21 protein-coding genes are annotated in these 24,450 nt (G+C 69.5%); 4 read left to right on the top strand and 17 right to left on the bottom strand.

Annotated elements, in window-relative coordinates:
* The 3 genes from FK531_RS22195 to FK531_RS02510 all read left to right on the top strand — a co-directional run.
* A partial coding sequence (locus FK531_RS22195) for an Ig-like domain-containing protein (protein ID WP_181762785.1) occupies positions 1–1,039 on the top strand: 1,039 nt, incomplete at its 5' end.
* Positions 1,040–1,174: 135 nt separating this feature from the next.
* Positions 1,175–2,521 carry an MFS transporter gene (locus FK531_RS02515; RefSeq protein ID WP_142095038.1) on the top strand — a complete coding sequence of 449 codons (1,347 nt, stop codon included), beginning with the start codon at positions 1,175–1,177 and terminating at the stop codon, positions 2,519–2,521.
* 1 nt (position 2,522) lies between these two features.
* Positions 2,523–3,989 (top strand): pyridoxal phosphate-dependent decarboxylase family protein, encoded by a 1,467-nt coding sequence (locus FK531_RS02510; RefSeq protein ID WP_142095037.1) that lies wholly within the window; start codon positions 2,523–2,525, stop codon positions 3,987–3,989.
* A gap of 181 nt (positions 3,990–4,170) precedes the next feature.
* Here FK531_RS02510 and FK531_RS02505 read toward each other — a convergent pair whose 3' ends face one another.
* From FK531_RS02505 to FK531_RS02495, 3 genes are all read right to left on the bottom strand, one after another.
* Complete coding sequence (locus tag FK531_RS02505) at positions 4,171–4,635, bottom strand: Fur family transcriptional regulator (protein ID WP_142095036.1); 465 nt, start codon at positions 4,633–4,635, stop codon at positions 4,171–4,173.
* A 118-nt stretch (positions 4,636–4,753) separates the two neighbouring features.
* Positions 4,754–6,217: a catalase gene (locus FK531_RS02500; RefSeq protein WP_142095035.1), complete on the bottom strand. Its 1,464-nt coding sequence runs from the start codon at positions 6,215–6,217 to the stop codon at positions 4,754–4,756.
* Between the two features lie 241 nt (positions 6,218–6,458).
* Entirely contained in the window at positions 6,459–7,406 is a 948-nt protein-coding gene (locus tag FK531_RS02495) for a GlxA family transcriptional regulator (protein WP_142095034.1), read from the bottom strand.
* Positions 7,407–7,476: 70 nt separating this feature from the next.
* On the opposite strand from FK531_RS02495, the gene FK531_RS02490 reads away from it, so the two are divergent.
* Positions 7,477–8,283 (top strand): MBL fold metallo-hydrolase, encoded by an 807-nt coding sequence (locus FK531_RS02490; protein ID WP_142095033.1) that lies wholly within the window; start codon positions 7,477–7,479, stop codon positions 8,281–8,283.
* A 47-nt stretch (positions 8,284–8,330) separates the two neighbouring features.
* On the opposite strand, the gene FK531_RS02485 is transcribed toward FK531_RS02490, so the two are convergent.
* The 14 genes from FK531_RS02485 to FK531_RS02420 all read right to left on the bottom strand — a co-directional run bounded on the left by FK531_RS02485 (position 8,331) and on the right by FK531_RS02420 (position 24,449).
* Positions 8,331–9,863 (bottom strand): flavin-containing monooxygenase, encoded by a 1,533-nt coding sequence (locus FK531_RS02485; RefSeq protein ID WP_142095032.1) that lies wholly within the window; start codon positions 9,861–9,863, stop codon positions 8,331–8,333.
* Positions 9,864–9,895: 32 nt separating this feature from the next.
* Complete coding sequence (locus FK531_RS02480) at positions 9,896–11,080, bottom strand: MCE family protein (RefSeq protein ID WP_142095031.1); 1,185 nt, start codon at positions 11,078–11,080, stop codon at positions 9,896–9,898.
* A complete protein-coding gene (locus FK531_RS02475; RefSeq protein WP_142095030.1) occupies positions 11,077–12,210 on the bottom strand; it encodes an MCE family protein in 1,134 nt (377 codons plus the stop codon). Before FK531_RS02475 ends, FK531_RS02480 begins: the two co-directional genes overlap by 4 nt.
* Positions 12,210–13,469 carry an MCE family protein gene (locus tag FK531_RS02470; protein WP_142095029.1) on the bottom strand — a complete coding sequence of 420 codons (1,260 nt, stop codon included), beginning with the start codon at positions 13,467–13,469 and terminating at the stop codon, positions 12,210–12,212. The genes FK531_RS02475 and FK531_RS02470 overlap by 1 nt, the downstream gene beginning before the upstream one ends.
* Positions 13,466–14,467, bottom strand: coding sequence for an MCE family protein (locus tag FK531_RS02465; protein ID WP_246097777.1), 1,002 nt, complete (start codon positions 14,465–14,467; stop codon positions 13,466–13,468). Before FK531_RS02465 ends, FK531_RS02470 begins: the two co-directional genes overlap by 4 nt.
* Positions 14,464–15,504 (bottom strand): MCE family protein, encoded by a 1,041-nt coding sequence (locus FK531_RS02460; RefSeq protein ID WP_246097775.1) that lies wholly within the window; start codon positions 15,502–15,504, stop codon positions 14,464–14,466. Before FK531_RS02460 ends, FK531_RS02465 begins: the two co-directional genes overlap by 4 nt.
* Positions 15,501–16,682 carry an MCE family protein gene (locus tag FK531_RS02455; protein ID WP_142095027.1) on the bottom strand — a complete coding sequence of 394 codons (1,182 nt, stop codon included), beginning with the start codon at positions 16,680–16,682 and terminating at the stop codon, positions 15,501–15,503. The genes FK531_RS02460 and FK531_RS02455 overlap by 4 nt, the downstream gene beginning before the upstream one ends.
* A 10-nt stretch (positions 16,683–16,692) precedes the next feature.
* Positions 16,693–17,532, bottom strand: coding sequence for an MlaE family ABC transporter permease (locus tag FK531_RS02450; RefSeq protein WP_142095026.1), 840 nt, complete (start codon positions 17,530–17,532; stop codon positions 16,693–16,695).
* Between the two features lie 10 nt (positions 17,533–17,542).
* Entirely contained in the window at positions 17,543–18,256 is a 714-nt protein-coding gene (locus FK531_RS02445; protein WP_435531010.1) for an MlaE family ABC transporter permease, read from the bottom strand.
* Between the two features lie 57 nt (positions 18,257–18,313).
* A complete protein-coding gene (locus FK531_RS02440; RefSeq protein WP_142095024.1) occupies positions 18,314–19,234 on the bottom strand; it encodes a hydroxymethylglutaryl-CoA lyase in 921 nt (306 codons plus the stop codon).
* 1 nt (position 19,235) lies between these two features.
* The gene (locus tag FK531_RS02435; RefSeq protein ID WP_142095023.1) at positions 19,236–20,450 is read right to left on the bottom strand and encodes a CaiB/BaiF CoA transferase family protein; all 1,215 of its coding nucleotides are present in this window, start codon (positions 20,448–20,450) and stop codon (positions 19,236–19,238) included.
* A gap of 132 nt (positions 20,451–20,582) precedes the next feature.
* Positions 20,583–22,064, bottom strand: coding sequence for an aldehyde dehydrogenase family protein (locus tag FK531_RS02430; protein WP_142095022.1), 1,482 nt, complete (start codon positions 22,062–22,064; stop codon positions 20,583–20,585).
* 10 nt (positions 22,065–22,074) lie between these two features.
* Positions 22,075–23,397 carry a homogentisate 1,2-dioxygenase gene (gene hmgA, locus FK531_RS02425; protein ID WP_142095021.1) on the bottom strand — a complete coding sequence of 441 codons (1,323 nt, stop codon included), beginning with the start codon at positions 23,395–23,397 and terminating at the stop codon, positions 22,075–22,077.
* On the bottom strand, positions 23,394–24,449 hold the full coding sequence (locus tag FK531_RS02420; RefSeq protein WP_142095020.1) for a lipocalin-like domain-containing protein: 1,056 nt from the start codon (positions 24,447–24,449) through the stop codon (positions 23,394–23,396). Before FK531_RS02420 ends, hmgA begins: the two co-directional genes overlap by 4 nt.
* Position 24,450 lies beyond the last annotated feature (1 nt).

The following is a 24,450-nucleotide window of genomic DNA, read 5'->3' as shown; positions in this document are numbered from 1 at the left end:
CCGCAACGGCGCCCACGCCATCACCGCCGTCTACAGCGGCGACGCCGGCAACAAGCCGTCCACCTCGGCCGCGGCCAACGTCCAGGTCACCACCGACCCGGTCATCGTGGACACCACCACCACCCTCAACGTCCCGGCCACCGCCAAGACCGGCACCGCCGTCGACCTCACCGCCACCGTCGCCCCCGCCGGCGCCACCGGCACCGTCCAGTTCAAGGACGGCACCAACAACATCGGCGCCGCGGCACCGGTCAACAACGGCACCGCCACCCTGAACTACACCTTCAGCACCAACGGCGCCCACGCCATCACCGCCGTCTACAGCGGCGACGCCGGCAACAAGCCGTCCACCTCGGCCGCGGCCAACGTCCAGGTCACCACCGACCCGGTCATCGTGGACACCACCACCACCCTGAACGTGCCGGGCGAGGCGACCACCGGTGAGGCCGTTGATCTCTGGGCGCTCGTGACCGGCCCGGACAACGCTCCCGCTGTCGGCGGCACCGTCCAGTTCAAGGACGGCACGACCAACATCGGCGGCGCGATCGCGCTCGACAACAACGGTGGCGCCAAGCTGGTTCAGAACTTCACCAGTGCGGGCACCCACTCGATCTCCGCGGTCTACACCGGCGCGGACGGTTTCAACGCCTCGACCGGCGCGGCGAAGACCGTCACGGTCAAGGATCCGACTCCGGTCGAGGTCAACACGGTGACCACCCTGAACGCGCCGGCAACGGCCACCAAGGGTGACCCGGTGAACCTGACCGCGACCGTCAAGACCCAGAGCGGCGACCCGGTCACCACCGGCACCGTCCGCTTCATGGACGGCACCACCCCCATCGGTGAGGCCGTGAACGTGGTCAACGGCCAGGCCGCCCTGCCGCACGCGTTCGGTCAGACCGGCGCCCGCCAGATCACCGCGGTCTACACCGGCTCCACCGGCTTCAAGGAGTCGACGTCCGCGGCCTCGACCGTGACGGTTTCCGCGGCCACCACCGGCCCCGGTGGCGGATCGCTCTCCAACCTTTTCGGCTCGTAATTCCCGCCTGACGAACGCCCCTCACCGATCCTGGTGGGGGGCGTTCGTCGTCCTACGGTTTCACGTGAATCGGCCCGCGAATTTCCTTCGCACACAACCCTGCCGGAGATGCTCTCGATGTCCTATGTTGGCCGGATGACAATGGCTCCCCCGCGACTGAGCAGATCGACCGTGGCCGGATACTCGCTCGGCTCGGTCGGCACCGGCGGGTTCGCCACCCTCCCCGGACTGGTACTCGCGTACTACCTCACCGACACCCTGGCCGTACCGGCTGCGGTGGCTAGCATCGTGGTCTTCGCACCGAAGGCCCTCGACGTCCTCGTCAACCCGATGATCGGGTCCCGCAGTGACGCCGACGCTGCCCGCACGGGTACCCGCAGGCGGTTCCTGCTGCTGGGCGCGCTGACCCTGCCGGTGTTCTTCGCGTTGACGTTCGCGGTGCCGGCGGGCCTGTCAGCGACGGCCGGATGTCTGTGGGTCGGTGCGGCTTTCATCCTGTCCGCGATCGCGTTCAGCCTGTTCCAGGTCCCCTACATCGCCTTGCCCGCCGAGCTCACCCAGGACTACCACGAGCGATCCCGCCTGATGTCGTGGCGGGTCGCCCTGCTCGGAATCGCGATCCTGCTGTTCGGTGCGGGCGGACCGGCCCTGCGCGACCTCGGCGGGGGTGGCAGACCCGGCTACCTGACGATGGGGGTGGTCGCCGGCCTGTTGCTCGGCCTCGGCATGCTGGCCGCTTGGTCGATCGCGCCCCGCGGACGGGCCATCGCCACCGCGGATTCGTCTGCCACGCACGGTTTCTCCGACGCGCTTGCGGCCGCGCGCTCGAGCGAACCGTTCCGGATCCTGCTGACCACGTTCGCGTTGCAGGCACTCGGGGTCGGGGCCATGCTCGGCGCTGCGCAGTACGTCGCCACCTACGTCCTCGACTCCGAGGGTACGGTGTCGATCCTGTTCGCGGCTCTTGTCGGCCCCGCGGTCGCGGTGATGCCGCTGTGGATCCGGCTGGTGCGGGCGTGGGGCAAGCAGCGGGCGTTCCTATTGGCGTCCGGGCTGTTCCTCGCCGCCGACATCGCACTGCTCGGCCTGCTCGCCAACCACGGGCCCTGGGTGTACGGCGCCGTCGCGGTGGCCGGAATCGGTTACGCCGGAATGCAGATGCTCCCGATGTCGATGCTTCCCGACGTGATCACCGACCACGAGGAACGCGGCGACGGGGCGGTCCGCGCGGGTGCGTTCAGCGGCGTATGGACCGCCGCCGAGACGATCGGCATGGCCCTCGGGCCGGCCCTGGTCCTGCTGATCCTGGCCGTCACCGGCTTCGTCTCGTCGAGCGGCGACGAGGTCGCCGAGCAGTCGAGCGCCGCCCTGACCGGGATCGTGCTGGCGTTCACCGCCGCCCCGGCGGTGCTGGTCGCCGTGAGCATCCTGACGCTTCGCCGGTACCGACTGGCAGCCGAAGAACGAAACAGAGGACGCTAGAATGGATTTCGAACGCACTCCCGCCGACATCCTCGCCCAGTTGGACGAGTTGCGGGCGGCCGACGCGCCGACCGCCGGTGGACACCTTCTCTCCTACGTGTACGACCCCGGCGTCGCCGAACTGGACGATCTGGCCAGCGCCGCCGCCCGAAAGGCACAGCCGCTCAACGGTCTCGACCCGACCACCTTTCCCTCGGTGGCCGCGCTCGAGCGGGACCTGGTCGGCCTGGCCCGTTCCGTCCTCGCCGACGGAGTGGACGGCGTCGTCGGCTCCGTGACCAGCGGCGGCACCGAGAGTTGCCTGTTGGCCGTCAAGTCCGCGCGCGACAGTTGGCGGGCCGCGACGGGACGTGAGGACCGACCCACGCTGGTGATCGGGTCCACCGCGCACGCCGCATTCATCAAGGCCGCGCACTACCTGGACCTGCATCTGCGGGTGCTGCCGGTCGACCCCGACACCTGCCGGCTCCGGCCGGAGGACGTCGCCGCCGCACTCGACGAGACTGTCGCTCTGGTCGTCGCGTCCACGCCCTCGTACCCGCACGGCGCACTCGACCCGGTTTCCGAGATCGCGGAAGTGTGTGCGGCGCAGGGTGTTCCGGTACACGTGGACGGTTGCATCGGCGCCTGGGTGCTGCCGTGGTGGCCGGGTGCCGCCGAGCGACCCGACTGGGACCTCCGGGTGCCGGGTGTGGCGAGCCTGTCGGTGGACCTGCACAAGTACGGCTACGCCCCGAAGGGGGTGTCGGTGCTGTTGTACCGCGGCCGCGATCGGCACCGGCGGCAGTGGTTCGCGACCAGCGCCTGGCCCGGCTACGCGGTGGTCAACCCGACCATCCTCGGCTCACGGACCGTGATGCCGATCGCCGCGGGCTGGGCCGTCTCGCAGGCGTTGGGCCGCAGCGGGTTCGAGGAGCTGACCGGGCAGATCGCCCGCGCGGCGCAGCAGCTCCGCAAGGTGGTCGACGCGACGGAGGGTCTGCGGGTGGTCGGCGACCCGGTCGGTCCGTTGCTCGCGGTGGCCACCGATCCGGACGTCCCCGAGCAGTGCCGGGTGGACCCGCACCGCTGGGCGGACGCGGCGAAGGACCTGGGCTGGGTGCTGCAGCCGCAGCCGGGCCGGCGACAGTCCGACGGCACCGAGCTGCCGCGGACCACCCACCTGACCGTCACCCCGGTCACCGAGTCGGTGGTCGGTGAACTCGGCGACGCGCTGGTCACCGCCGCCGACACCGTGCGCGGCGTACCAGGCGCGCAGGCGCCCGCGGACTTCGTCGCAGCCGCGCGGCAGATCCGACCCGAGGACCTCACCAGCGAGAACTGCGCCGCTGTGCTCGGGATGGTCGGGCTCGAACCCGGCGGTGGGCTCGACGGTCCGATGGCCGAACTGCTCGCCCTGATCGAGGCGCTGCCCGAGCCGGTCGCCGAGCGGCTGCTGATCGAGTTCCTCGCCCGGTTCATGGAATAGGCACCTTCGGCGCCTGTGCGCGCTGCGTACCCCAGTTGGGGTACACGGCGCGCACGGGCGCCGGAGGCGCGGCAGGAGGATGATGGCGTTAGACACAACTACGGGGAGGCAGTCATGGACACCGTCGTTCTGTTCCTGCTGGCGTGCGCGGTCTACTGGTGGTCCAACTGGTGACGCGGACTCACCGGTGGTCGGCGAGCGGCGGGCGCGTGCCCTGGGTTGCCCGGCACTGCGGGCAGAGTCCCCAGAACAGGACCTCGGCCTCGTCGACGGTGAAGCCGTGCGCGTCGGAGGGCTGGAGGCAGGGGGCCTCGCCGACGACGCAGTCGACGTCGACGACGGTGCCGCATTCACGACACACCAGGTGGTGGTGGTTGTCCCCGGTCCTGGTCTCGTACCGGGCCGGAGAGCCCGCAGGTTCGATCCGCCGCAGAAGGCCGGCGCTCACGCAGGCCTTGAGCACGTCGTAGACGGCCTGCGTGGACACCGAACCGAGTTCGGTGCGTACTTCGGCGGCGACCCGGTCTGCATCCGAATGCGGGTGAGCGGCAACGGCATCCAGTACGGCGACACGCGGAGCAGTGACCCGAAGCCCGGCCGCACGCAACTGCGCGCGGGCCTCCGGGGACTCACCGACGTCTCGCATGATCCAAGTATGCGCCCATTCTGGAACAAGTCAAGAAAACGCCCCCGATTCCGGGCAGCGTCACACCGAGCCGAAGAGCCGCCCACGCATCGCGCGGGCGACTCTTCCCGCTGCTACCTCAGCCGTCGAGGGCGGCGAGTGCCTTCGCGACGCCCTCACCGTAGGCCTGGTCGCACTTGGTGCAGTTCTCGATGTGCCGTTTGATGATCTGCTCGTCGACACCGTGGATGTTGCGCGCGGTGTTCTCGAACAGTGCCTGCTTCTGGTCCGCGCTCATGTTGTTGAAGAGCACGCGCGGCTGCGAGTAGTAGTCGTCGTCGTCCGCGCGGTAGTCGAAGTGATCGGCCACCGCCCCGACCGCCTGCGCCGGGTTGCGGTACTGCGGCTGCTCCTGCCACTTGCCGTACGAGTTCGGCTCGTAGTGCAGCGAGCTGCCGTGGTTACCGTCCACGCGCATCGCGCCGTCCCGGTGGAAGTTGCTCACCGGGCACCTCGGCGCGTTGACCGGGATCTGGAAATTGTTGACGCCCAACCGGTACCGCTGTGCGTCACCGTAGGAGAACAATCGGCCCTGGAGCATCCGGTCCGGCGAGAAGCTGATGCCGGGCACCACGTGCGCGGGGTTGAAAGCGGCCTGCTCGACCTCGGCGAAGTAGTTGTCGGGGTTGCGGTTGAGCTCCCATTCGCCGACCTCGATCAGCGGGTAGTCGCCCTTCGGCCACACCTTGGTCAGGTCGAACGGGTGGTACGGCACCTTCTGGGCATCGGCCTCCGGCATGATCTGCACGCACAGCTTCCACTTCGGGAACTCGCCGCGCTCGATCGCGTCGTAGAGATCGCGCTGGTGGCTCTCGCGGTCGCTGCCGACCAACTCGGCGGCCTCGGCGTCGGTCAGGTTCTCGATGCCCTGCTGCACACGGTGGTGGAACTTGACCCAGAACCGCTCGCCAGCGGCGTTGATGAAACTGAAGGTGTGCGAACCGAACCCGTGCATGTGCCGGTACGAGGCGGGGAGGCCGCGGTCGCTCATCACGATCGTCACCTGGTGCAGGGCCTCGGGCAGCGAGGACCAGAAGTCCCAGTTGTTGTTGGCGCTGCGCATGTTGGTGCGCGGGTCCCGCTTGACGGCGTGGTTGAGGTCGGGGAACTTGAGCGGATCCCGGAAGAAGAAGACCGGCGTGTTGTTGCCGACCAGGTCCCAGTTGCCTTCCTCGGTGTAGAACTTCACCGCGAAGCCGCGGATGTCCCGCTCGGCGTCGGCGGCGCCACGCTCGCCGGCGACGGTGGAGAAGCGGGCGAACAGCTCGGTCTTCTTGCCGACCTCGGAGAAGATCTTCGCGGACGTGTACTCGGTGATGTCGTTCGTGACGGTGAAGGTGCCGTAGGCGCCGGATCCCTTGGCGTGCATGCGTCGCTCGGGGATCACCTCGCGGTCGAAGTGTGCGAGCTTCTCGAGGAACCAGACGTCCTGCAGCAGCTGCGGCCCGCGGGGGCCTGCGGTGGCGACATTCTGGTTGTCGGGCACCGGCGCACCGACCGCGGTGGTCAGCTTGGCATCGGTGTTCTGCGGGTCAGAGCTCATGCGTGTGGATCCCTTCCCTACTCGCCGCGCCTGCCGGCGTCGGCACTCGTTTGGCATCGGACCTCGGTCGGACCTGCGTCCGACGGCGGCGTGACCGGACGGGCGCCGCGGCACCCGTCGGGGGCTGGAACTCGGTCACGCTTACCACTGCAACACCTTTTCTGGAATTAGTCAAGAAAAGCTGGGTGAGGTCCTCACGAACAGCTTCCACCCTTGCCGCGCCGTTCGCCCGGCGAACGCGTCAGCGAGTCGCAAACAGTTCACGATGTGCCGACGGGCTGGTGCCCAGCACCCGACCGAAGTGCAGTCGCAGCGAGGCCGGCGATCCGAAACCGGATTCGCCGGCCACCGAATCCACACTGAGATCGGTGGTTTCGAGCAGTACCCGGGCGCGGTCCAGCCGCTGACCGATCAGCCACTGCTGCGGGCTGACCCCCGTCCGCTCTCGGAACTGTCGGGTGAAGGTGCGCCGAGTCGTCAGCACCTCCCGCGACCAGTGGTCGAGGTCGACCGGCTCGGACAGGTTCAACCGCGCCCACGCCATCGCCCGCTCGATGACATCCTCGCCGTCACGCTCGCGAACCGGCAGGGGGATGAACTGCGCCTGCGACCCACTCCGGTGCGGGGCCAGCACCAGCCGGCGGGCCAACTCGGTGGCCGCGGCAGCGCCGAGATCCGAGCGGACCAGGTGCAGGCAGCAGTCGAGCGCCGCCGCGGTGCCGGCCGACGTCACGACGTCGCCGAGATCGGACCACAACACGTCGGAGCGGACCCGCACCCGCGGGTACCGCCGCGCCAACTCCCCCGCCGCGTGCCAGTGCGTCGCGGCCTCGCGGCCGTCGAGGATGCCGGACTCGACGATCGGGAAGGCACCCAGGCACAGCCCGACGATGCGGGCCCCGCGCTCGTGTGCGGCCCGGATCGCGTCGAGCAGCGGTCGGGACGGCGCGCGGTCGGGTACCCAGCTCGGCATCACCACGGTGCCGGCCTCGGCGGCGGCGTCGAGAGAATGCGCCACCGCGATGTCGTATCCGCCGCTGCTGGGCAGCGTGCCCGGTTCCTCGGCGCAGATCGTCACCCGGTAGCGCGCACGCCCGCCCGGCTCACCTTGTCCGAAGACCAACGACGGCACCGACAGGTGGAACGGGCTGATGCCGGGGAACGCGATCACCGCAACGGATCTGTCCATGGCCCGATCCTAACGGAAAGTGTCCTTCGGGCCACTGGTCGTTTCCTTCGCCGCGCCCGATGCTGGGTACATGACATCGACGACGCAGCATCCGGAGAACGCCAATTCCCCTGCCGGCCATGGGGTTCGGGCCGTCCTGGTCGGCGGGCCCACACTCCACCTCGAGATCGGCGGACTGAGCATCCTCACCGACCCGACCTTCGACGAACCCGGCAGCTACCCGGGTCCGGTCACCCTCACCAAGCTGGCGCCCGCCGCCCTGACCCCGGACGCACTCGGTCACATCGACCTGGTGCTGCTCTCGCACGACCAGCACGCCGACAACCTCGACGACGCTGGACGGCGCCTGCTCGCCCGCGTCGAGACCGTCCTGTCCACGCCCGAGGCCGCGGGCCGACTCCCCGGCGTCGTCGGGCTCGACCCGTGGCAGCGCACCACGGTCACCGGATCGGACGGAAGGACCGTGGACGTGACCGCCGTGCCCGCCCTGCACGGACCGGCCGGCTGCGAGCCGTTCAGCGGGACCGTCACCGGATTTGTGGTGAGCGGCAACGGGATTCTCACCGTCTACGTCTCCGGCGACAACGCGTCGGTCGAGCTGACCCGGGAGATCGGCGACCGGCTCGGCCCGATCGACGTGGCGGTGCTGTTCGCGGGCGCCGCCGACGTCGGGCGTTTCGACACTCCGGTGACACTGTCGTCGGCCGACGCCGTCGAGGTCGCTCGGATCCTCGACGGTGCGGTGGTGATTCCCGTCCACACCGACGGGTGGGCCCACTTCACCGAGGGCGCCGACCGCCTCGCCGAGGCCTTCGACGCGGCAGGCCTGCGTGACCGGGTCCGGATTCCGGTTCCGGGCAGGGGCTTCGACCTCTGACGTTGCGCCGTCCACACCGTCGCCACTCGCAAGCCCGCGTCGACGGGCTACGACCACGCGGCCTCTGCCGCGTCGTCGGCAGCCCCGATGCCGACCGACTGGTAGTTCTCCGCGTCGAATCGCTTGGTGCGGGCTCGGAACCGGAACGTGAACGTTGGCCACATGACCGAGTTGCGGCCGTTGCTGTCGAGATACCAACTGGCGCAACCTCCGGTGTTCCACACGGTGCGCCGAAGCAGTCCGGAGATCGATGTGTTGTACCGCGCCTGGACCTCCGGGCGCACCTCCAGTCCCACGGCGTCCCCCGACGCGAGGTGGGCGAGCGCCCCGTCGATGTAGGCGGCCTGCGACTCGAGCATGTACACGATCGAGCTGTGGCCGAGGTTGGTGTTCGGCCCGTACATCATGAACAGGTTGGGAAATCCGGCGATGGTGGTGCCCAGGTACGCGGCGGGGCTGCCGGACCAGTGGGCGGCGAGTGTCCGGCCGTCGCGTCCCCGAAGTTGGCTCGCCACAGGCGGCTCAGTGGGACTGAACCCGGTCGCGAAGATGATCACGTCGACCACCCGCTCGGCCCCGGACCCGTCGACCACTCCCCGTTCGGTCACGCGTGTCAGACCGGAGTCCACCACCTCGACATCCGGGCGCGCGAGGGTGCGCAGCCAGTCGTTGGACAGCAGTACTCGCTTGCAGGTGATGCGGTACCCGGGCGTCAGCTTCCGGCGCAGGTCGCGGCCGGGCACCTGGCGGCGCAGATGCGCCCGCGCCATCAGTTCGGACGCCTTGAGCACCTGCGGTGCCTTGGTCATCCCGACCACGTACGTTTCGCGGTACGCGTACACGGATGCGCGAACCGCCTTCTGGGTCAGTGGAATCCGACGATACAGCCACTTCTCCACCCGGGTGAGGGTGCGGTCCGGACGCGGAATCACCCAGGCGGGGGTGCGTTGGAACACGGTCACTCGCTCGGCGGCGTCGACGATCTCGGGTACGAACTGCACCGCGGAGGCCCCGGTTCCGACCACCGCGACCCGCTTGCCGCGCAGGTCGCAGTCGTGGTCCCAGGTCGCCGAGTGGAACATCGTGCCGCCGAAGTCCCCGATACCGGGCACGTCCGGTAGCCGGGGCGTGGACAACGCGCCGGTCGCGGCGACCAGTACCTGCGCGGTCAACTCCCCCAACGAGGTCCGTACCCGCCATCGGGCGGTCGCCTCGTCCCAGTCCGCCGACACCAGTTCGCATCCGGTGACGAGACGGTCCCGAATGCCGTTCTCGGCCGCCGTCTTCCGCAGGTAGGCGTGGATCTCCGGCTGCCGGGCGAAGGTGTGACTCCAGTCCGGGCTCGGCGCGAACGAGAAGGAGTAGAGCGAGGTGGGAACATCGCATGCACATCCGGGATACGTGTTGTCCCGCCAGGTCCCCCCGACGTCAGCCGCCCGCTCGATGACGAGGACGTCGGCTGACCTGTCCGCGCGCAACAGTCGCGCGGCGATCGCCAGTCCGGCGAACCCCGCACCGACCACGAGCGTGCGGACGTGGGTGGGAAGGATCGACGGCGTCGCCGCGCGCTCCGTGTTCATTCGGGTGTCCTCCAGATGTGGTGTCGGTGGCGTCAGTTTCCCTCGGGTCGGTACCCCTCTGGGTCTCGACACAGCTGCACGGTGGGCGCACGACGCCCCGGGTTCTCGATGCACGGCAGGTTGCGAGCCCCCCGCACGGCAGACGGATTGTTCTGTGCCAGCTTGCAATACAAGTTGGCCGGAGTCACCGGGACGTCGAGCGCGGTGGGTGAACGCCGCTGGTCCGCCGGCAGGAATCCGGTGGTGCAGGGTGGCGGATCGTTGAGCTCGAGATTGAAATAGGTGTTCTGGGCGGGGCGGTCGGCGTTCGGCAGTCCCGCGGACTGGGTGATGACCATGATCTGCGGGTACAACACCAGGATCTGTTCGAGCGACATGTGGTAGACCGCGGCGACGTCGGCCACGGTGGTGGCGCTCGGCAGCAGTGCCGCCAGCGCCGGATCCAGGTCGGTGAGCAGTGTCGATCCGGTCGCGCTCGCCGACGGCCCGTCCCGCAACAGGTTCCGTATCCGCTCGTCGCTGCGCCGCACCTGATCGGTGAAGCCGGCCAGGTCGCGGGTCCACGACCCGATCGACCCCGCCGCGACCCGCTGGGTGTCGAGCAGCGGTGCGGCCTGGTCGATCAGTGTGGTCAGCGGCCCGAGGTTCGTCCGCGCGGCGCCGAGGACCGCCGCAGACGAGTCGACCAGCCGTCGGAGATCCGGCGCCGCGCCGTCGAGCGCGGTGTACGACTCGTCGATCACCGTGCGCAGATCGTCGCCGGCGACACCGGCCAGGGTGGCGTCGAGACGGTCGACGATCGGGCCGATCGGCGCGGGAATCCGGGTCCGGCCCACCGGGATCACCTCCCCCTCGCGCAGGTACGGCGCCGCATTCGCCCGCGGCTCGAACTCGACGAACTGCTCGCCGATCGCGGACTGGCTCTGCACCGAGACCGTCGAGTCCTCGGGCACGTCGACCGAACTGTCGAGCGACAACGTCGCTCGGGCCCCACTCGCCGTCATCCGCAGCGCCGTGACGGTACCGATGGTGGCGCCGCGGTAGGCGACGTTCGCGTTGACGTACAGCCCCGCACCGTCGGCCAGCTCCACGTCCACCTGATAGCGGCCGACGCCGAACATCGCGGGGATCCGCGCGTATCCGAATCCCGTGACCACCAGCCCGACGACCGTCAGCACCGCGAAGATCGCCAGTTGCCTGCGCACCTGCCGGGTCATCGCGCACCGCCGCCGAGCAGTCCGGTCAGCGACTGCGGGACCGCGACCGGCGTGGTCGGTGCGCCGCCGCGGGGCGTCAGCCCGAGCATCGATTCCAGGCGCGTCAGGGTGCCCGCGGCCGGCGTGCCGATCAGCAGCCCCTTGTCGAGGGTGGAGAGCGTCATGTCGATCGTGATCTCGCCGTTCGCGTAGTCACCGCGCACGGCGCCCTGGTAGGTGTCGATCGGAAACGGGAAGGTGAGGAGGTACCGCATCGACTCGGTCAGCGCCGAACCCGAGTCGGCCAGCGACTTCAGGACGGGCTCGAGGTCGTGCAGGTTCGCGGTGAAGTCGGCGCCGGCGTCCCGCACCAGCCGCGTGGCGACGTCCCCGAAGTTCCCGAGCGCGATCAGGGCCCGGCTCAGATCCTCGCGTTGCCCGTTCAACTGTCGGAGCGCCGGCTCGATTCGATCGATGCTGGTGCGCAGCTCGTCCCGGTGCGCCGCCACCTCGCCCGAGAGCCGGCTGAGCCCGTCCATGGCCGCGACGATCTGATCCTTCTGCCCGTCGAGGCCGGCGAGTGCGGTGTCGAGCTGGCCGAGCAGGTCGCGAACCGACGACTCGCGTCCGGACAGTGCGGCGCCGAGTTCGCGGGTGATGTCGTTGACCTGTGCCAGCCCGCCACCGTTGAGGACGAGCGAGAGCGATGCCAGCGTCTGCTCCGTCGTCGGGAAGGCACCGGCGCGGGCGAGCGGTATGACGTCCCCGTCCGACAGCGCGCCGGTCGGCGACTCGGTCACCGGCGCGGACAGTTCGACGTGCGGGGAACCGAGCAGGCTGGTCTGCCCGATCTTGGCGACCGCATTCGCAGGCAGGTGCACGTCCCCGTCGAGTGACACCAGCACGAGTGCGTGCCCTCCCGACCGCTCCACACTGACGACCCGACCGACGGTCACGTCGTCGACCCGGACCCGCGAATTGCCCTCCAGCGTCGCGGCATCGGGCATCTCGATCTCGACGGTGTAGGCGCCCGGGCCACGCCCTGCCGTGCCCGGCAGCGCGACCGAGTTGAGCCCCTCCCACTGGCAGCCGCTGACCGCGGTGCCGACCACCACCACGGTCAGCACCGACAGTCCGAGTCGCGGCCGCATCAGTGCCCGCCCGGCAGTAGCAGTCCCGGCAACCCGAGTCCGGGCGGCGTCAGCGCCGGTGGAGCCGGCGGCGCGGGCGGAGCGGGCGGAGCGGGCGGCACGGCAGGCGGAACCAGGCCGGGTTCGCTGTACACCAGTTGGTTCGGCAGCGCACCGACGCCGTGTACCGGGTTCACCGCGACCGGCGGGTAGTCGACGGTCAGCAGCTTCAGCAACGGCCCCAGATCGTCGACACACATGCGCGCTCCCTCCTCGGCACCCACCTGGGCACTGCCCGCGATCGCCGCACAGATGAAGTTGACCGGATTTCCGAAGTTGCTCAACGCGATCGCCGAGGTAGCCGCGTTCTGTGCCGGTTGATAGATGTTCTGCAGGTTCGCCAGCGCGGTCGGCGAGACGTGCAGGATCTGCTCGAGGCCATCGCGGTGGGCCGCCAGCACCGCCGCCGTGTCGGACAACGCGGTGAGCGAGTCCCGCAACCCGTCGTGGTTCTCCCGGACGAATCGTTCGACCTCCCCGACCGCGGAGTCGAGGTCCGACAGTGCGCCGTCGAGGCGGGTCGTGTTGTCCGCCAGCACCGACCCGATCGACGCCATCCGGCCGTTGAACGCGACGATCTGCTCCCCGCTCGCCGACAGGGCGGTCACGAACTGCTGCAGGCCGCGGACGGTGGCGAACAGGTCGGTCCGCCCGTCGGAGAGTGTCGACATCACGGTGGACAGGTCCCGCAACGTGTCGTGCAGGGTCTTCCCGTTGCCGCGCAACGCCGATGCTGCCGAGTTCAGTACTCCTGCCAGCGGTCCCTGCTCGCCGCCGTCCGGGCCGAGCGACTGTGCCACCCTGGACAACTGGTCCTTGATCTCGTCCCATTCCACCGGCACCGCCGTGCGGTCGAGCGGAATGTGGTCGCCGTCCGCCAGCGCGGCCCCGTCCGTGTACGCGGGGGCCAACTGCACGAACCGCGCCGACACCAGGGACTGCGACACGATCACCGCCTTCGCGTCCGCGGGCACGGACAGGCCGCCGTCCACGGTGAACCGCACGACGCTGTGGTCGCCGGACGGCTCGATGGACCGGATCTTCCCGACCTTGACGCCCATGACCCGGACCTCGTCGCCCTCGTACAGCCCCCGCGTTGACCGGAAATCCGCTGTGACGGTGATCTTTCCCAATGTCGGCACCAGCGTGTAGGACACAACGGCCAGCACCCCGACGACCGCGAGCACTGCCGCCAGTTTCAGTGCGAGCTTTCTGGTCATCGGAGCCCCCTCGAGGCCAGGGCCGCATTGACGAACGGCTGCATGATCTCGGCCGGGATCAGGTTCTGGATGTAGGAGTTGAAGAACGGACCGCTGGCCACCGCCTCACCGAGTTGCGTGACGTACGGCCCGAGCTGGTCGATCGCTTTCCCGATGGCATCCGAATTCTGTTGTAGCACCGACAGAACCGAGGTGACCTTGCCCAGGGTGGGGGTCAGCGTGGCCTCGTTGTCGTGGACCAGCGCGATGAGCGCCTTCGAGACCGCCGAGACGTGCCCGGACAGTTCGGCGATGGCCTGTCGCCGGGCCACCAGATCGCCGAGCAACTCGTTGCCGTCGAGGATCAACGTGTTGATCTGTCCGCTGCGTTCGGCCAACAGCCCGGTGACCTGCTCCGCGTTGGACAGCAACGCCCGCAGGTCGTCGTCCCTGCTGCTCACCGACCGCGAGAGCCGGGACACCCCGTCCAGCGCCGCCCGCAGATCGTCCGGTGTGTTCCGCAGTACCCCGGCCACGGAGCGCAGCGAGTCGCCGAGTTGGTCGGTGTCGATGTCGCGGACCTTCGTCGTCAGGTCGCCCAACGCGTCGGTCAGCTGGTACGGCGAACTGGTGTGCTCTACCCCGATGGTGCGATCGGGCAGCGGCGCGTCGCCGGCAGGCCTGATCCGCAGTCCCTTCGTCCCCAGCACCGTTTCGGTGGCGATGTCCGCGGTGCTGCGGTCGCCGAGCCGGACGGCGTCGTCGAGGCCGAAGGTCACCACCACGGTCGGTCCCTCGATGTCGAGTGATCGCACCGTGCCCACCTTGACGCCCGCGACCTCGACGCGGCTGCCTTCGGTCAGTCCGGCGGTCTCGGTGAACACCGCCCGATAGCTCTCGCGCGCCCCGACGAACGGCAGCGACTGGAACTGGAGGGTGGCCGCGACGACGGCCGCCACCAGCACCGTGCCGACCACCCCGATCGGCATCGGATTCATGTCCCGGAATCGTCTGGTCATCGTGCCGCGCACCTTCCGGTGGTCTGGTTGGTCAGCGGCACGATGACGGGCTTCCCGTCGGCGCCGTTGAGCTCCAGGTTCATTGCGCAGAGGTAGTAGTTGAAGAAGTTCCCGTAGGCGCCGAGGCGGGAGAGCGCGGCGTACGTCTGCGGCAGCCGCTTCGTGACACTGTCGATGGTGCCGCGCCCGGCGTCGAGTTGGCTTGCGGTGCGGCCCAACTCCGAAATCGTCCCCTGCAGCGGAACGCGGCTCTCCGTCAACAGGTCGGCGACCGCACCACTGGCGGAATCGATTCGGGCGACCGCCTCCGCCAGGGGTGCGCCGTGGTCGGCCAGCCCCGACACCAGCTGCTGCAACTGGTCGACACTCGACGAGAACTGCGCACGCTGGCCTGCGACCGTTCCCACCGCCGCATTCAGATTCGTGATCACCTCGCCGACCAACTGGTCGCGGTCGGCGATCGACGCGGTCAGCGACGCCGCCCTGGCGAGGATCGACTCCACGGTGCCGCCCTGCCCCTGCAGCACCGCGATCAGTTCCGCGGTCACGTTGTCGATCGCACCGGGTTGCATCGTCCGCAACAGCGGTTTGAAACTGCCGATCAGCAGGTCGAGGTCCAACGCCGGTTCGGTGCGCTCGACCGGGATGGTCGACCCGGGTTCGAGGCGGTCGAGCGGGCCTGCGCCGTCGACCAATTCGAGGTAGCGGCCCCCAGTGAGATTCGCGTAGCGGACGACGGCCCGTGTTCCGGCGGTGAGCGGGTACGCGGTGTCCACGTCCATGCTCACCAGCGCCTGGTCGTTGTCCACCACGTCGACGGCGGTCACCCGTCCACTCTTGACACCTGCCACCCGCACGAAATCACCTGTCGCCAAACCGGACACGTCGGCGAAGCGTGCGCGGTAGCTGGTGGTCTCGCCGAACCGCAGTTGGCCGAAGACGACGAAGAGGCAGCCGAGCACCGTCAGCATCACGACGACGAAGGCCCCGAACTTCCACAGCGTCGGACCGATGCCGCGGCTGGGTCCGCGGCTCACCGGGCTGCCCCCGACGGCGCACCGGTGAGGAGCCGGAGCAGCGTGGTCGGGTTGAGTACCGGGCCGGTGTTCCCGGCGCGGTACGGGTTCGATCCCGTGTCCGCCACCAGGTACGGCGCCGGGACCTGGTCCATGGAGAGCTTCGGCAGACCGCCGCACCGTGGCCCGCCGCTCGCCTGCACGCGGGGCAGGTCCTGCTGGTAGGTGTAGGCCGGGTCGCCGAGTATCAACGCCGACTTCAGCAACATCGTGCGGCCGTTGCCACCCGAGACCGGCTCGGCGAGTTTGCGGGTCTCGTCGGCCCCTTGCAGGAAGCAGGTCAGGCCCGGCGCGTACTCCGACAGCAGCGCGGTGGTCGGGCGCATCAGGTTCAGCACGGTCGTGATCTCGGGAGCGCGGGCGCCGAGGACCCTGCTGCCGACGGTTCCGAGCCCGGTGACCTCGAGCAGCAGCCGGTCGAGATCGGCGCGCCGATCGACGACGGTGTCACCGGTGACGGCGAGGTTGTCGATCACCGCCAGCAGGTCCGGGGCCACGTCGGCGTAGAGTCCGGCGGCCGACGCCGCGCCTCGGATGTCCGATTCCAGCTGTGGCCGTATCGCATTGACCGAGGAGAGCACACGGTCGGCGTCCTCGAGCGACTGCCCGAGCGCGGCGCCGCGACCGTCGAGTGCAGTCGCGACTGCACCGAGCACCGCGTTGAGCTTCTCCGGCTCCACCGCCTTCAGTACGGACGACAGGTTCTCGAACACCGAGTTCAACTCCACCGACACGTGATCGGCAGGAATCACCGTGCCCGCGGCGAGGCCCGACGCTTCCTGCGCCGCCCCCTTCCCTGCATCCAGCAACGTGACGTACTTGGTGCCGAAGACGGTGCTGGAACTGATCTGCGCACCGACATCGGCGGGAATGTCCTGCGCGGCAACACGGTCCAGATTCAGTTCGAGGACCGCGCCGCCGCCCTCCTGCCGGACCGCGCGGACCCGGCCGACCTGGACACCGTGCATCTTCACCGCCGCACCGGACTGCATGGACAGCCCGGATCGTCCGGAATCGACGAACACCGGCACGGTCCCGGCGAGCCCGCCGCGGTAGGACACCAGCGCCACCGTCACCGCGGCGATCAACGCGGCGACCAGGCCGAGTGCCGCGACACGGGGTGGGAGCCAGGCGAGCACGGCAGCCGCCTCAGCCCGCGAGGTGCAGTTGCCGGGCGCTGCCGTAGAGCGCGAGCGAGATCAGCAGTGTCACGGTGACCACCCCGACCAGAGAGGACCGCACCGCCCGCCCGGTTGCACTACCGACCCCGGCCGGACCGCCCGCCGCGTTGTAGCCGTAGTAGGTGTGAATCAGCATGACCACCAACGCCATCGCCATTGCCTGCACGAACGACCACAGCACGTCCGACGGGATCAGGAAGGTGCGGAAGTAGTGGTCGTACACACCGGCCGACTGTCCGAAGATGTACACCGTGGCCACCCGGCTGGCGAAGAACGCGGCCGCCACCGCCAGCGCGTACAGCGGGACGATCGCGATCATGCCCGCGACGACCCGCGTGGTCACCAGGTACGGCATCGACGGCACCGACATCACCTCCAGCGCATCGATCTCCTCGCTGATTCGCATGGCGCCCAGCTGGGCGGTGGTCCCGGCACCGATCGTCGCGGCCAGGCCCACTCCGGCCGTCACCGGCGCGACGACCCGGACGTTGACGTACGCCGAGAGGAACCCGGTGAGGGACTCGATGCCGATGTCGCCGAGCGAGCTGAAGCCCTGCACCGCAACGGTTGCCCCGGCGAACAGGGTCAGGAAGCCCATGATCACCACCGTGCCTCCGATGACCGCGAGCGCGCCGGTGCCCATCGAGATCTCGGCGACCAGTCGCAGGGTCTCCTTGCGGTAGCGCCCGACCGCGCGACCGACGTGCGCGACGGCCTCGAGGTAGAACTTGGTGCGCCGTCCGAGGCCGTCCCACCAGTTCAGCGTCCGCCGTAGGTTGCGCCGGGTCTCGACGAATCTGGTTGTCACACGCACTCCCTCACTTTCCCGACCAGGCGATACCGACCACGGTGACCAATACGTTGACGACGAACAGGGCCATGAAGGAGAACACCACCGTCTCGTTGACGGCCGTGCCGACACTCTTCGGGCCACCCGTGACCGACAGTCCCCGGTAGCAGGCGACCAGCGCGGCGATGACGCCGAACAGCCCGGCCTTGATTTCGGAGATCACCAGTTCCGTCGGTCCGACCAGGAGGGTCAGCCCGGAGACGAACGCGCCGGGGGTGACGTCCTGGAAGAACACCGAGAAGAAGAACCCCCCGACCAGGCCGATCGCGCAGACCAGACCGTTGAGGAGGACGGCCACGACGGTCAGCGCCAGCACCCGGGGCGCGACCAGGCGGTGGACCGGGTCGATGCCGAGCACCTCGAGGGCGCCGATCTCCTCCCTGATGGTGCGCGCCCCCAGGTCCGCGGTGATCGCGGTCGCGCCCGCGCCTGCCACCACGAGCACGGTGACCAACGGGCCGATCTGGGTCACCGCACCGAGGCCGGCGCCCGCGCCGGACAGGTCTGCGGCGCCCACCTCGCCGAGCAGCGAGTTCAGGGTGAACACCACCAGCACGGTGAACGGCAACGCCATCAACACCGTCGGCATCATCGACACTCGCGCCACGAACCAGGCCTGTGTCACGAACTCCCGCCACTGGAAGGGCCAGCGGAAGAATGACAGCGCCGTGTCCAGGGTCAGTGCGTAGAACTCGCCGAGTGACCGGGTCGCGTCCCGCGCGACGGTCGCCGGTGTCACCTACCCGCTCCGCTTCCGGTCGCCCGCACGAAGCAGGTTGCTGGGGACCCGGTGCCCGACCACGTCCTGCGCGACGGCCGCCGCGTCGATCGCGAGCCCGAGGTCGATACCGGTCTCGACACCCATGTCGTGCAACAGGTACACCAGTTCCTCGGTGGCGATGTTGCCACTGGCCCCTGGTGCGAACGGGCAACCGCCGAGTCCGCCGGTCGACGCGTCGAGCCGGACCACACCCGCCCCGACCGCGGCGACAGCGCACGCCAGCCCCGCGCCGCGGGTGTTGTGAAAGTGCGCGCCCAATTCCACTGGCCCGACGCGTTCGCGAACCGCACCGATCAGCCGCTGCACCCGCACTGGGGTGGCGGTACCGATGGTGTCCGCGATCGCGAGCTCGTCAGCACCGAGTTCGACTGCGCGCTCGACGATTCGGAGCACCCGTTCGGTCGGCGTCGGCCCGTCGAAGGGACAATCCCAGGCGGTGGCGACGATGACCTCGACGCGCCCGCCGACGTCGTGCACCGTCGCGGCGACCTCCGCGATCTTCTCCGTCGCCTCGTCGGTGCCGATCTTCACGTTCGCGCGACTGTGCCCGTCGCTCGCGGACACCACGTACTCGAGATCGGTGATCCCCGCGGCGACGGCACGTCGGGCACCACCCGGGCTGGCGACCAGCGCGGAGAATCGCACGCCCGGCCATCGGGGCAGCAACGCCGCGACCTCCTCGGCGTCGGCCATGCTCGGCACCGCGCGCGGCGAGACGAAGGCGGTCGCCTCGACGCGTCGAACACCGGTCGCGACCACGGCGTCGAGCAGCCGCTCCTTGGCCGCGGTGGTGATCGGCTTCTCGATCTGCAACCCGTCCCGCAGTCCGACCTCCCGAACATGCACCCAGGCCGGAAAATTCACCGTCAGGTCGGCCATCTCAGATCACCCCGTCGGCGTGCAGCCGGTCCAACTCGGCGACATCGCGACCGAGCAGATCGCCGTACACCTGCGCGTTGTGAGCGCCGGGGGTCGGCGCACCGGCGGACCGCACCGACCCCGGGGTGGCACTGAGCTTGGGCACCACCCCCGGCCCCCGCACGGGTGCGCCGAACCGCTCGTCGTAGTGCTCGACGATCATCTCCCGCGCCAGCAACTGCGGATCCGTGACGACCTCGGCGACGGTGTTCACCGGTCCGGCCACCACTCCCACCTCGGTGAGCCGATCCACCAGCGTCGAACTGTCCTGACCGGACACCCATTTCGCGATCAGCTCGTCAAGTTCATCCTGGTTCCGGCCGCGGGCACGATGGTCGGCGAAACGCGGGTCGTCCGCGAGTTCCGGCTGCCCCATCACCGCGCACAGCCGGGCAAAGACGGTGTCCTGGTTGGCGGCGATCACCACCCAACTGCCGTCGGAGGCGGCGTACAGGTTCGACGGGGCAATGCCCTCGAGCCGAGTTCCGGACGGCCCGCGCACGATGCCGCCGCGGTCGTAGTCGGGAATGGTGGACTCCTGCACCGCGAGACAGGCCTCGTTGAGCGCGACGTCCACCACCTGGCCGCGTCCGCTGGCGGTGCGGGCGAGCAGTGCCGCCAGCACCCCCTGCACCGCGAACATTCCGGCGAGGGAGTCGCCGAGCGACAGCGCGATCCGCGGCGGCGGCTGGTCGGGGTATCCGTTGAGGTGCCGCAGCCCGCTGACCGCCTCGGCCACCGAGGCGTACCCGGCGCGGCCGGCGAGCGGACCGGTCTGGCCGTACCCGGAGACCCGGGCCAACACGATCCCCGGATTGCGCTGCGAGAGAACGTCGTAACCCAGTCCCCACCGCTCCAGGGTGCCCGGCCGGAAGTTCTCGACCACCACGTCGGACCTCTCGACCAGATCGAGGAACACCTCCCGGCCCCGCGGCACCCGCAGGTCGAGGGTGATGCACCGCTTGTTCCGGGCGTGCACCGTCCAGAAGAAGCGGTGGCCGTCCTGCTCGGCCTGACCCCAGGTGCGCAGCGGGTCGGGCCGGTCCGGGGCCTCGATCTTGATGACGTCCGCGCCCATGTCGCCCAGCAGCCGACCGGCATACGGGCCCGCGATCAAGGACCCCAGCTCCAGCACCCGAAATCCCGACAGCGCGCCCGTCGGCGATGCTTCGTCCATTACCCGGCTCCCTCGTCCGTGCCTGTGGTGTTCTCACTCCTACCGTGACGAGCCTGCCCCCGAAAGCAATCCGACGGCCGGACCTCGGCCCGGCGCGCCTTCCCCGAGCCGTGTCGGCAGGCAGGCCCGCGTTCACAGACCCAGATGAACGGTCTTCTCCTCCGTGAACGCCTCGACCCCCGCCTGCCCGAGCTCACGGCCGATGCCGCTGGCCCCGCGCCCACCCCACGGCAGGCTCGGATCCGGTACGCCCCAACCGTTCACCCACACCGTGCCAACCCGCAGCCGCGCGATCACCCGGTGTGCCCGTGAAAGGTCCGAGGTGTAGAGCATCGCGTTGAGCCCGTACTTGGTGTCGTTGGCGATCGCGACGGCCTCCTCCTCGGTGCGGAAGCTGATCACCGTGGCCACCGGACCGAAGATCTCCTCCCGCGCGATCGTGAGGTCGTTGTGGCCGCGGAAGACCGTCGGCTCGACGAAGTAGCCCGGCCGGTCCACCCGATTTCCACCGACGATCAGGTCCGCGCCCTCGCTCCGGCCCGCCTCGATGTACCCGAGAATCCGGTCGAGCTGCTTGCGGTTCACGATGGTGCCCATGGTGCTCGACGCCTCGAACGGGTCACCGACGACGGCGCTGCGGGCGGCCGCCACCAGCCCGTCGACCACCGAGTCGACCACGGACTCGTGCGCGATGACCCGAGTACCCGCCGCGCACACCTGGCCCTGGTGGTAGAAGTTCCCCATCGCGATCCACGGCATCGCCGCCTCGAGGTCCGCGTCGTCGAAGATGATCTGCGGGGCCTTGCCGCCCAGTTCGAGGGTGACCTTGCGGAAGTTGTCGCCCGCCAGGGACTGGATCTGCCGGCCCACCGCCAGGCTGCCGGTGAACGACACCTTGTCGATCCCCGGATGCTCGGCCAGCGCCGCCCCCGCCACCGGACCCAGACCCGGCACCACGTTCACCACGCCCTCCGGCAGACCCGCCTCGACCAGGAGTTCGGCCAGCCGCAGCGTCGACAGCGAGGCGTCCTCAGCCGGCTTGACGACGGCGGTGCAACCGGCGGCCAACGCGGGGGCCAACTTCCAGGCCGCGATCATCGCCGGGTTGTTCCACGGCGTGATCGCGCCGAGCACCCCGAGCGGCTGACGGAGGGTGAAACCGAAACGAGGCTGCGGGCCGAAGTCCGGCATCAGCGCGGTCCGGCCGGTGAGCTTGTCAGCCCAGCCGGCGAAGTGCCGGAACGCGGCCGCCGCAGCCGGAATGTCGCCCACCACAGAGTCCTGGTAGAGCTTGCCCATCTCGACGGCCTCGAGCGCGGCGAGTGTCGGCGCATCGGCCTCGATCAGGTCGGCGACCCTGGTCAGGATTCGCCCGCGGTCGACGCCGCTGAGCCGCGACCACTCCCCCGACTCGAACTGCTCGCGGGCGGCGAGCACCGCGGCGTCGACGTCCGCGCGCTGCGCGGCGGCGATGTCGAGCACGTGGGTCTCGGTGGCCGGGTTCGCCGAGGCGTAGGTGGCCCCGCCCTCCGCGCCGACCCGGGCGCCACCGATCCGTAGCAGCGGTTCGGGCAGGTCGAAATCGACTCCGGTGACCGAGGTAACGGTTGTCATGGCGAGGCTCCTAGCTCTGCGGTTCGTCGGTAACGGGCGAGGCGAAGTTGCGGGTCAATCCGGCCCACGAGCTGTCGTAATCGGGCTGGCGGTGGGTCGCGGCGTGCGCGAAGGCCGTGGTGGTCAACGGAAGACGGGTCTCGAACATGAACGGCAGCGAACCGTCGAAGCGCTGAGGTTCGAGCTCCGCCGCGCTGGCCCGCTCGAACGTCTCGCGGTCGGGTCCGTGCGCACCCCACATGTTGTGCAGGCTGGCCCCGCCCGGCACGAAGCCCTCGGCCTTCGAGTCGTGTACGCCCTCGACCAGGCCCATGAACTCGGTCATCACGTTCCGGTGGAAATGTGGTGGGCGGAAGGTGTGTTCGGCCACCACCCACCGCGGCGGGAAGGCCACGAAATCGACGTTCGCCTGCCCCGGCGTGTTCGAGAGCGAGGTCAGCACCGTGAAGATCGACGGGTCCGGATGATCCCAGCCGAGGGTGCCCATCACGTTGAACTCGGCCAGGTCGTACTTGTAGGCGCCGTGGGTGCCGTGCCAGGCCACCACGTCCAGCGGCGAGTGGTCGTAGTCGGCGGCCCACAGCTGGCCGCCGAACTTCTGCACCACCTGCACCGTCGCCTCGCGATCCTCGTAGGCCGCCACCGGGTAGCGGAAGTCTCGGGCATGCGCGAGCCCGTTGGCGCCGATCGGCCCCAGTTCCGGGAGGGTGAAAGCGGCGCCGTAGTTCTCGCACACATAGCCACGCGCGCTCGCCTCCTCGATCTCCACCCGGAAACGCACCGCACGGCCGATCACCGCGATCTCCCCTGGCGCCACGCGCAGCCGGCCGTACTCGGTGTGCAGCACCAGCGCGCCCTGTTGCGGAACCAACAGCAGCTCGCCGTCGGCATCCACGAAGTAGCGGTCCACCATCGACCCGGTCGCCAGGTACAGGTGGATACCGATACCCGTGCGCGCCAACACATCCCCGTTGGCCGCGATCGTGTACAGGCTGTCCAGGAAGTCCTGTCTGCCCGCCGGGTGCGGCAACGGGTCCCAGCGCAGACGGTTCGGGTCGACGATGCCTCCGGTCACCGGTGCCGACCGCAGGGTGCCGTTGTCGATCCGGGCGAACGCCGGATGCTGGGCGGACGGCCGGATCCGGTACGTCCAACTGCGCCGGTTACTGCCCCGCGGCTCGGTGAACGCGGTCGCCGAGTGCTGCTCCGCGTACAGACCGTGCGGCGCCCGCTGTGGCGAGTTCTGGCCCCACGGCAACGCGCCGGGCACCGCCTCCGAGTGATGCTCGTTGCCGAAGCCGCGCAGGTACTCGAACGGGTCCGGCCCCCTCACTTGAGCGCCACCATCTCGTGCAATGTGGTCCCGGTGCGTTCGACGGTGTTGCCGCCCAGGTCGACCGACAGCTCGAAGGTGGAGTGGAATCGGAAGTACCCGGGCCGCCCGAGCAGCCGGTTCACCAGCGGCTTGACCAGCCGACTGCGCACCACCGGCACGTCGGCGAGGAAGTCGTGACCGTGCACGATCCGGTCGACGGTCAGCCGCAGGTCCAGCTGATCGGGCACCTGCAGCCGAATCCAGCTGGGGTACTCACGATTGGCCGACCCGTCGAAGACACGCGGTCCCTCGGTCAGCTCCACCTCACCGGTGCTGAGCACCACCTGATCGCCACGGGCCAACATCAGCGGACGCGACTCGTGGGCGCCGAACTTCTGTTGGGTGAGCACGGTGGCGTAGATCAGCGTGAGGTCGTCCACGTACAGCCGACCCCAGTACCAGCGGTCGATGATCCGCTTCATGTCGCCGACGCCCCAGTTGTGGTCGGCGTACCCGCGCCCGTTCGCCTGCAGGGTGATGCCGCCGATGCGCACCGTCCCGGTCACCGTCGCCCGCGGCGCCCCCACCGCCCACGCGAAGAAGGCGTCGTCCCCGTACGACGTCTGGCCGCGGCCAGGCATCCAGCTCGGCACCTCGTTGCGGAACACCAGGTCGAAGGCGATGTCGTCCTCGGCGATGTGCACGTGGTGGATCGGCAGCCCCCCGTCCGGGAACTCCGCGTACGCGTAGTTCTCACCGACCTTCACATCGCATTGCTCCGTGGAGGCGGACGCCTCCGACGGCTGGTAGACCTTGACGATTTCGCGGCGCGTCCCGTCCGGCGAGTAGACGTGCAGTTCGACACCGGGCTTGCGGGTCACCAGTTCCCGCGTCTGCAGGAACCCGACCACGATGTAGCCGTTGTCCAGGTGCGCGTCGAAGTACCAATGCTCGAACGCGAACTTGCTCGGCGACGGGTGCGCGGCATTGTCGCTCGGCGTCACCGTGGTGATCGAGCCGTCCTTGCGGCCCGGGCCGTTCCAGGCCTCGACGATGTCGAGAGTGGTCATA

The organism is Rhodococcus spelaei (assembly GCF_006704125.1).
Lineage (GTDB): Bacteria > Actinomycetota > Actinomycetes > Mycobacteriales > Mycobacteriaceae > Rhodococcus_G > Rhodococcus_G spelaei.
This window is presented reverse-complemented; position numbering and strand designations above follow the sequence as displayed.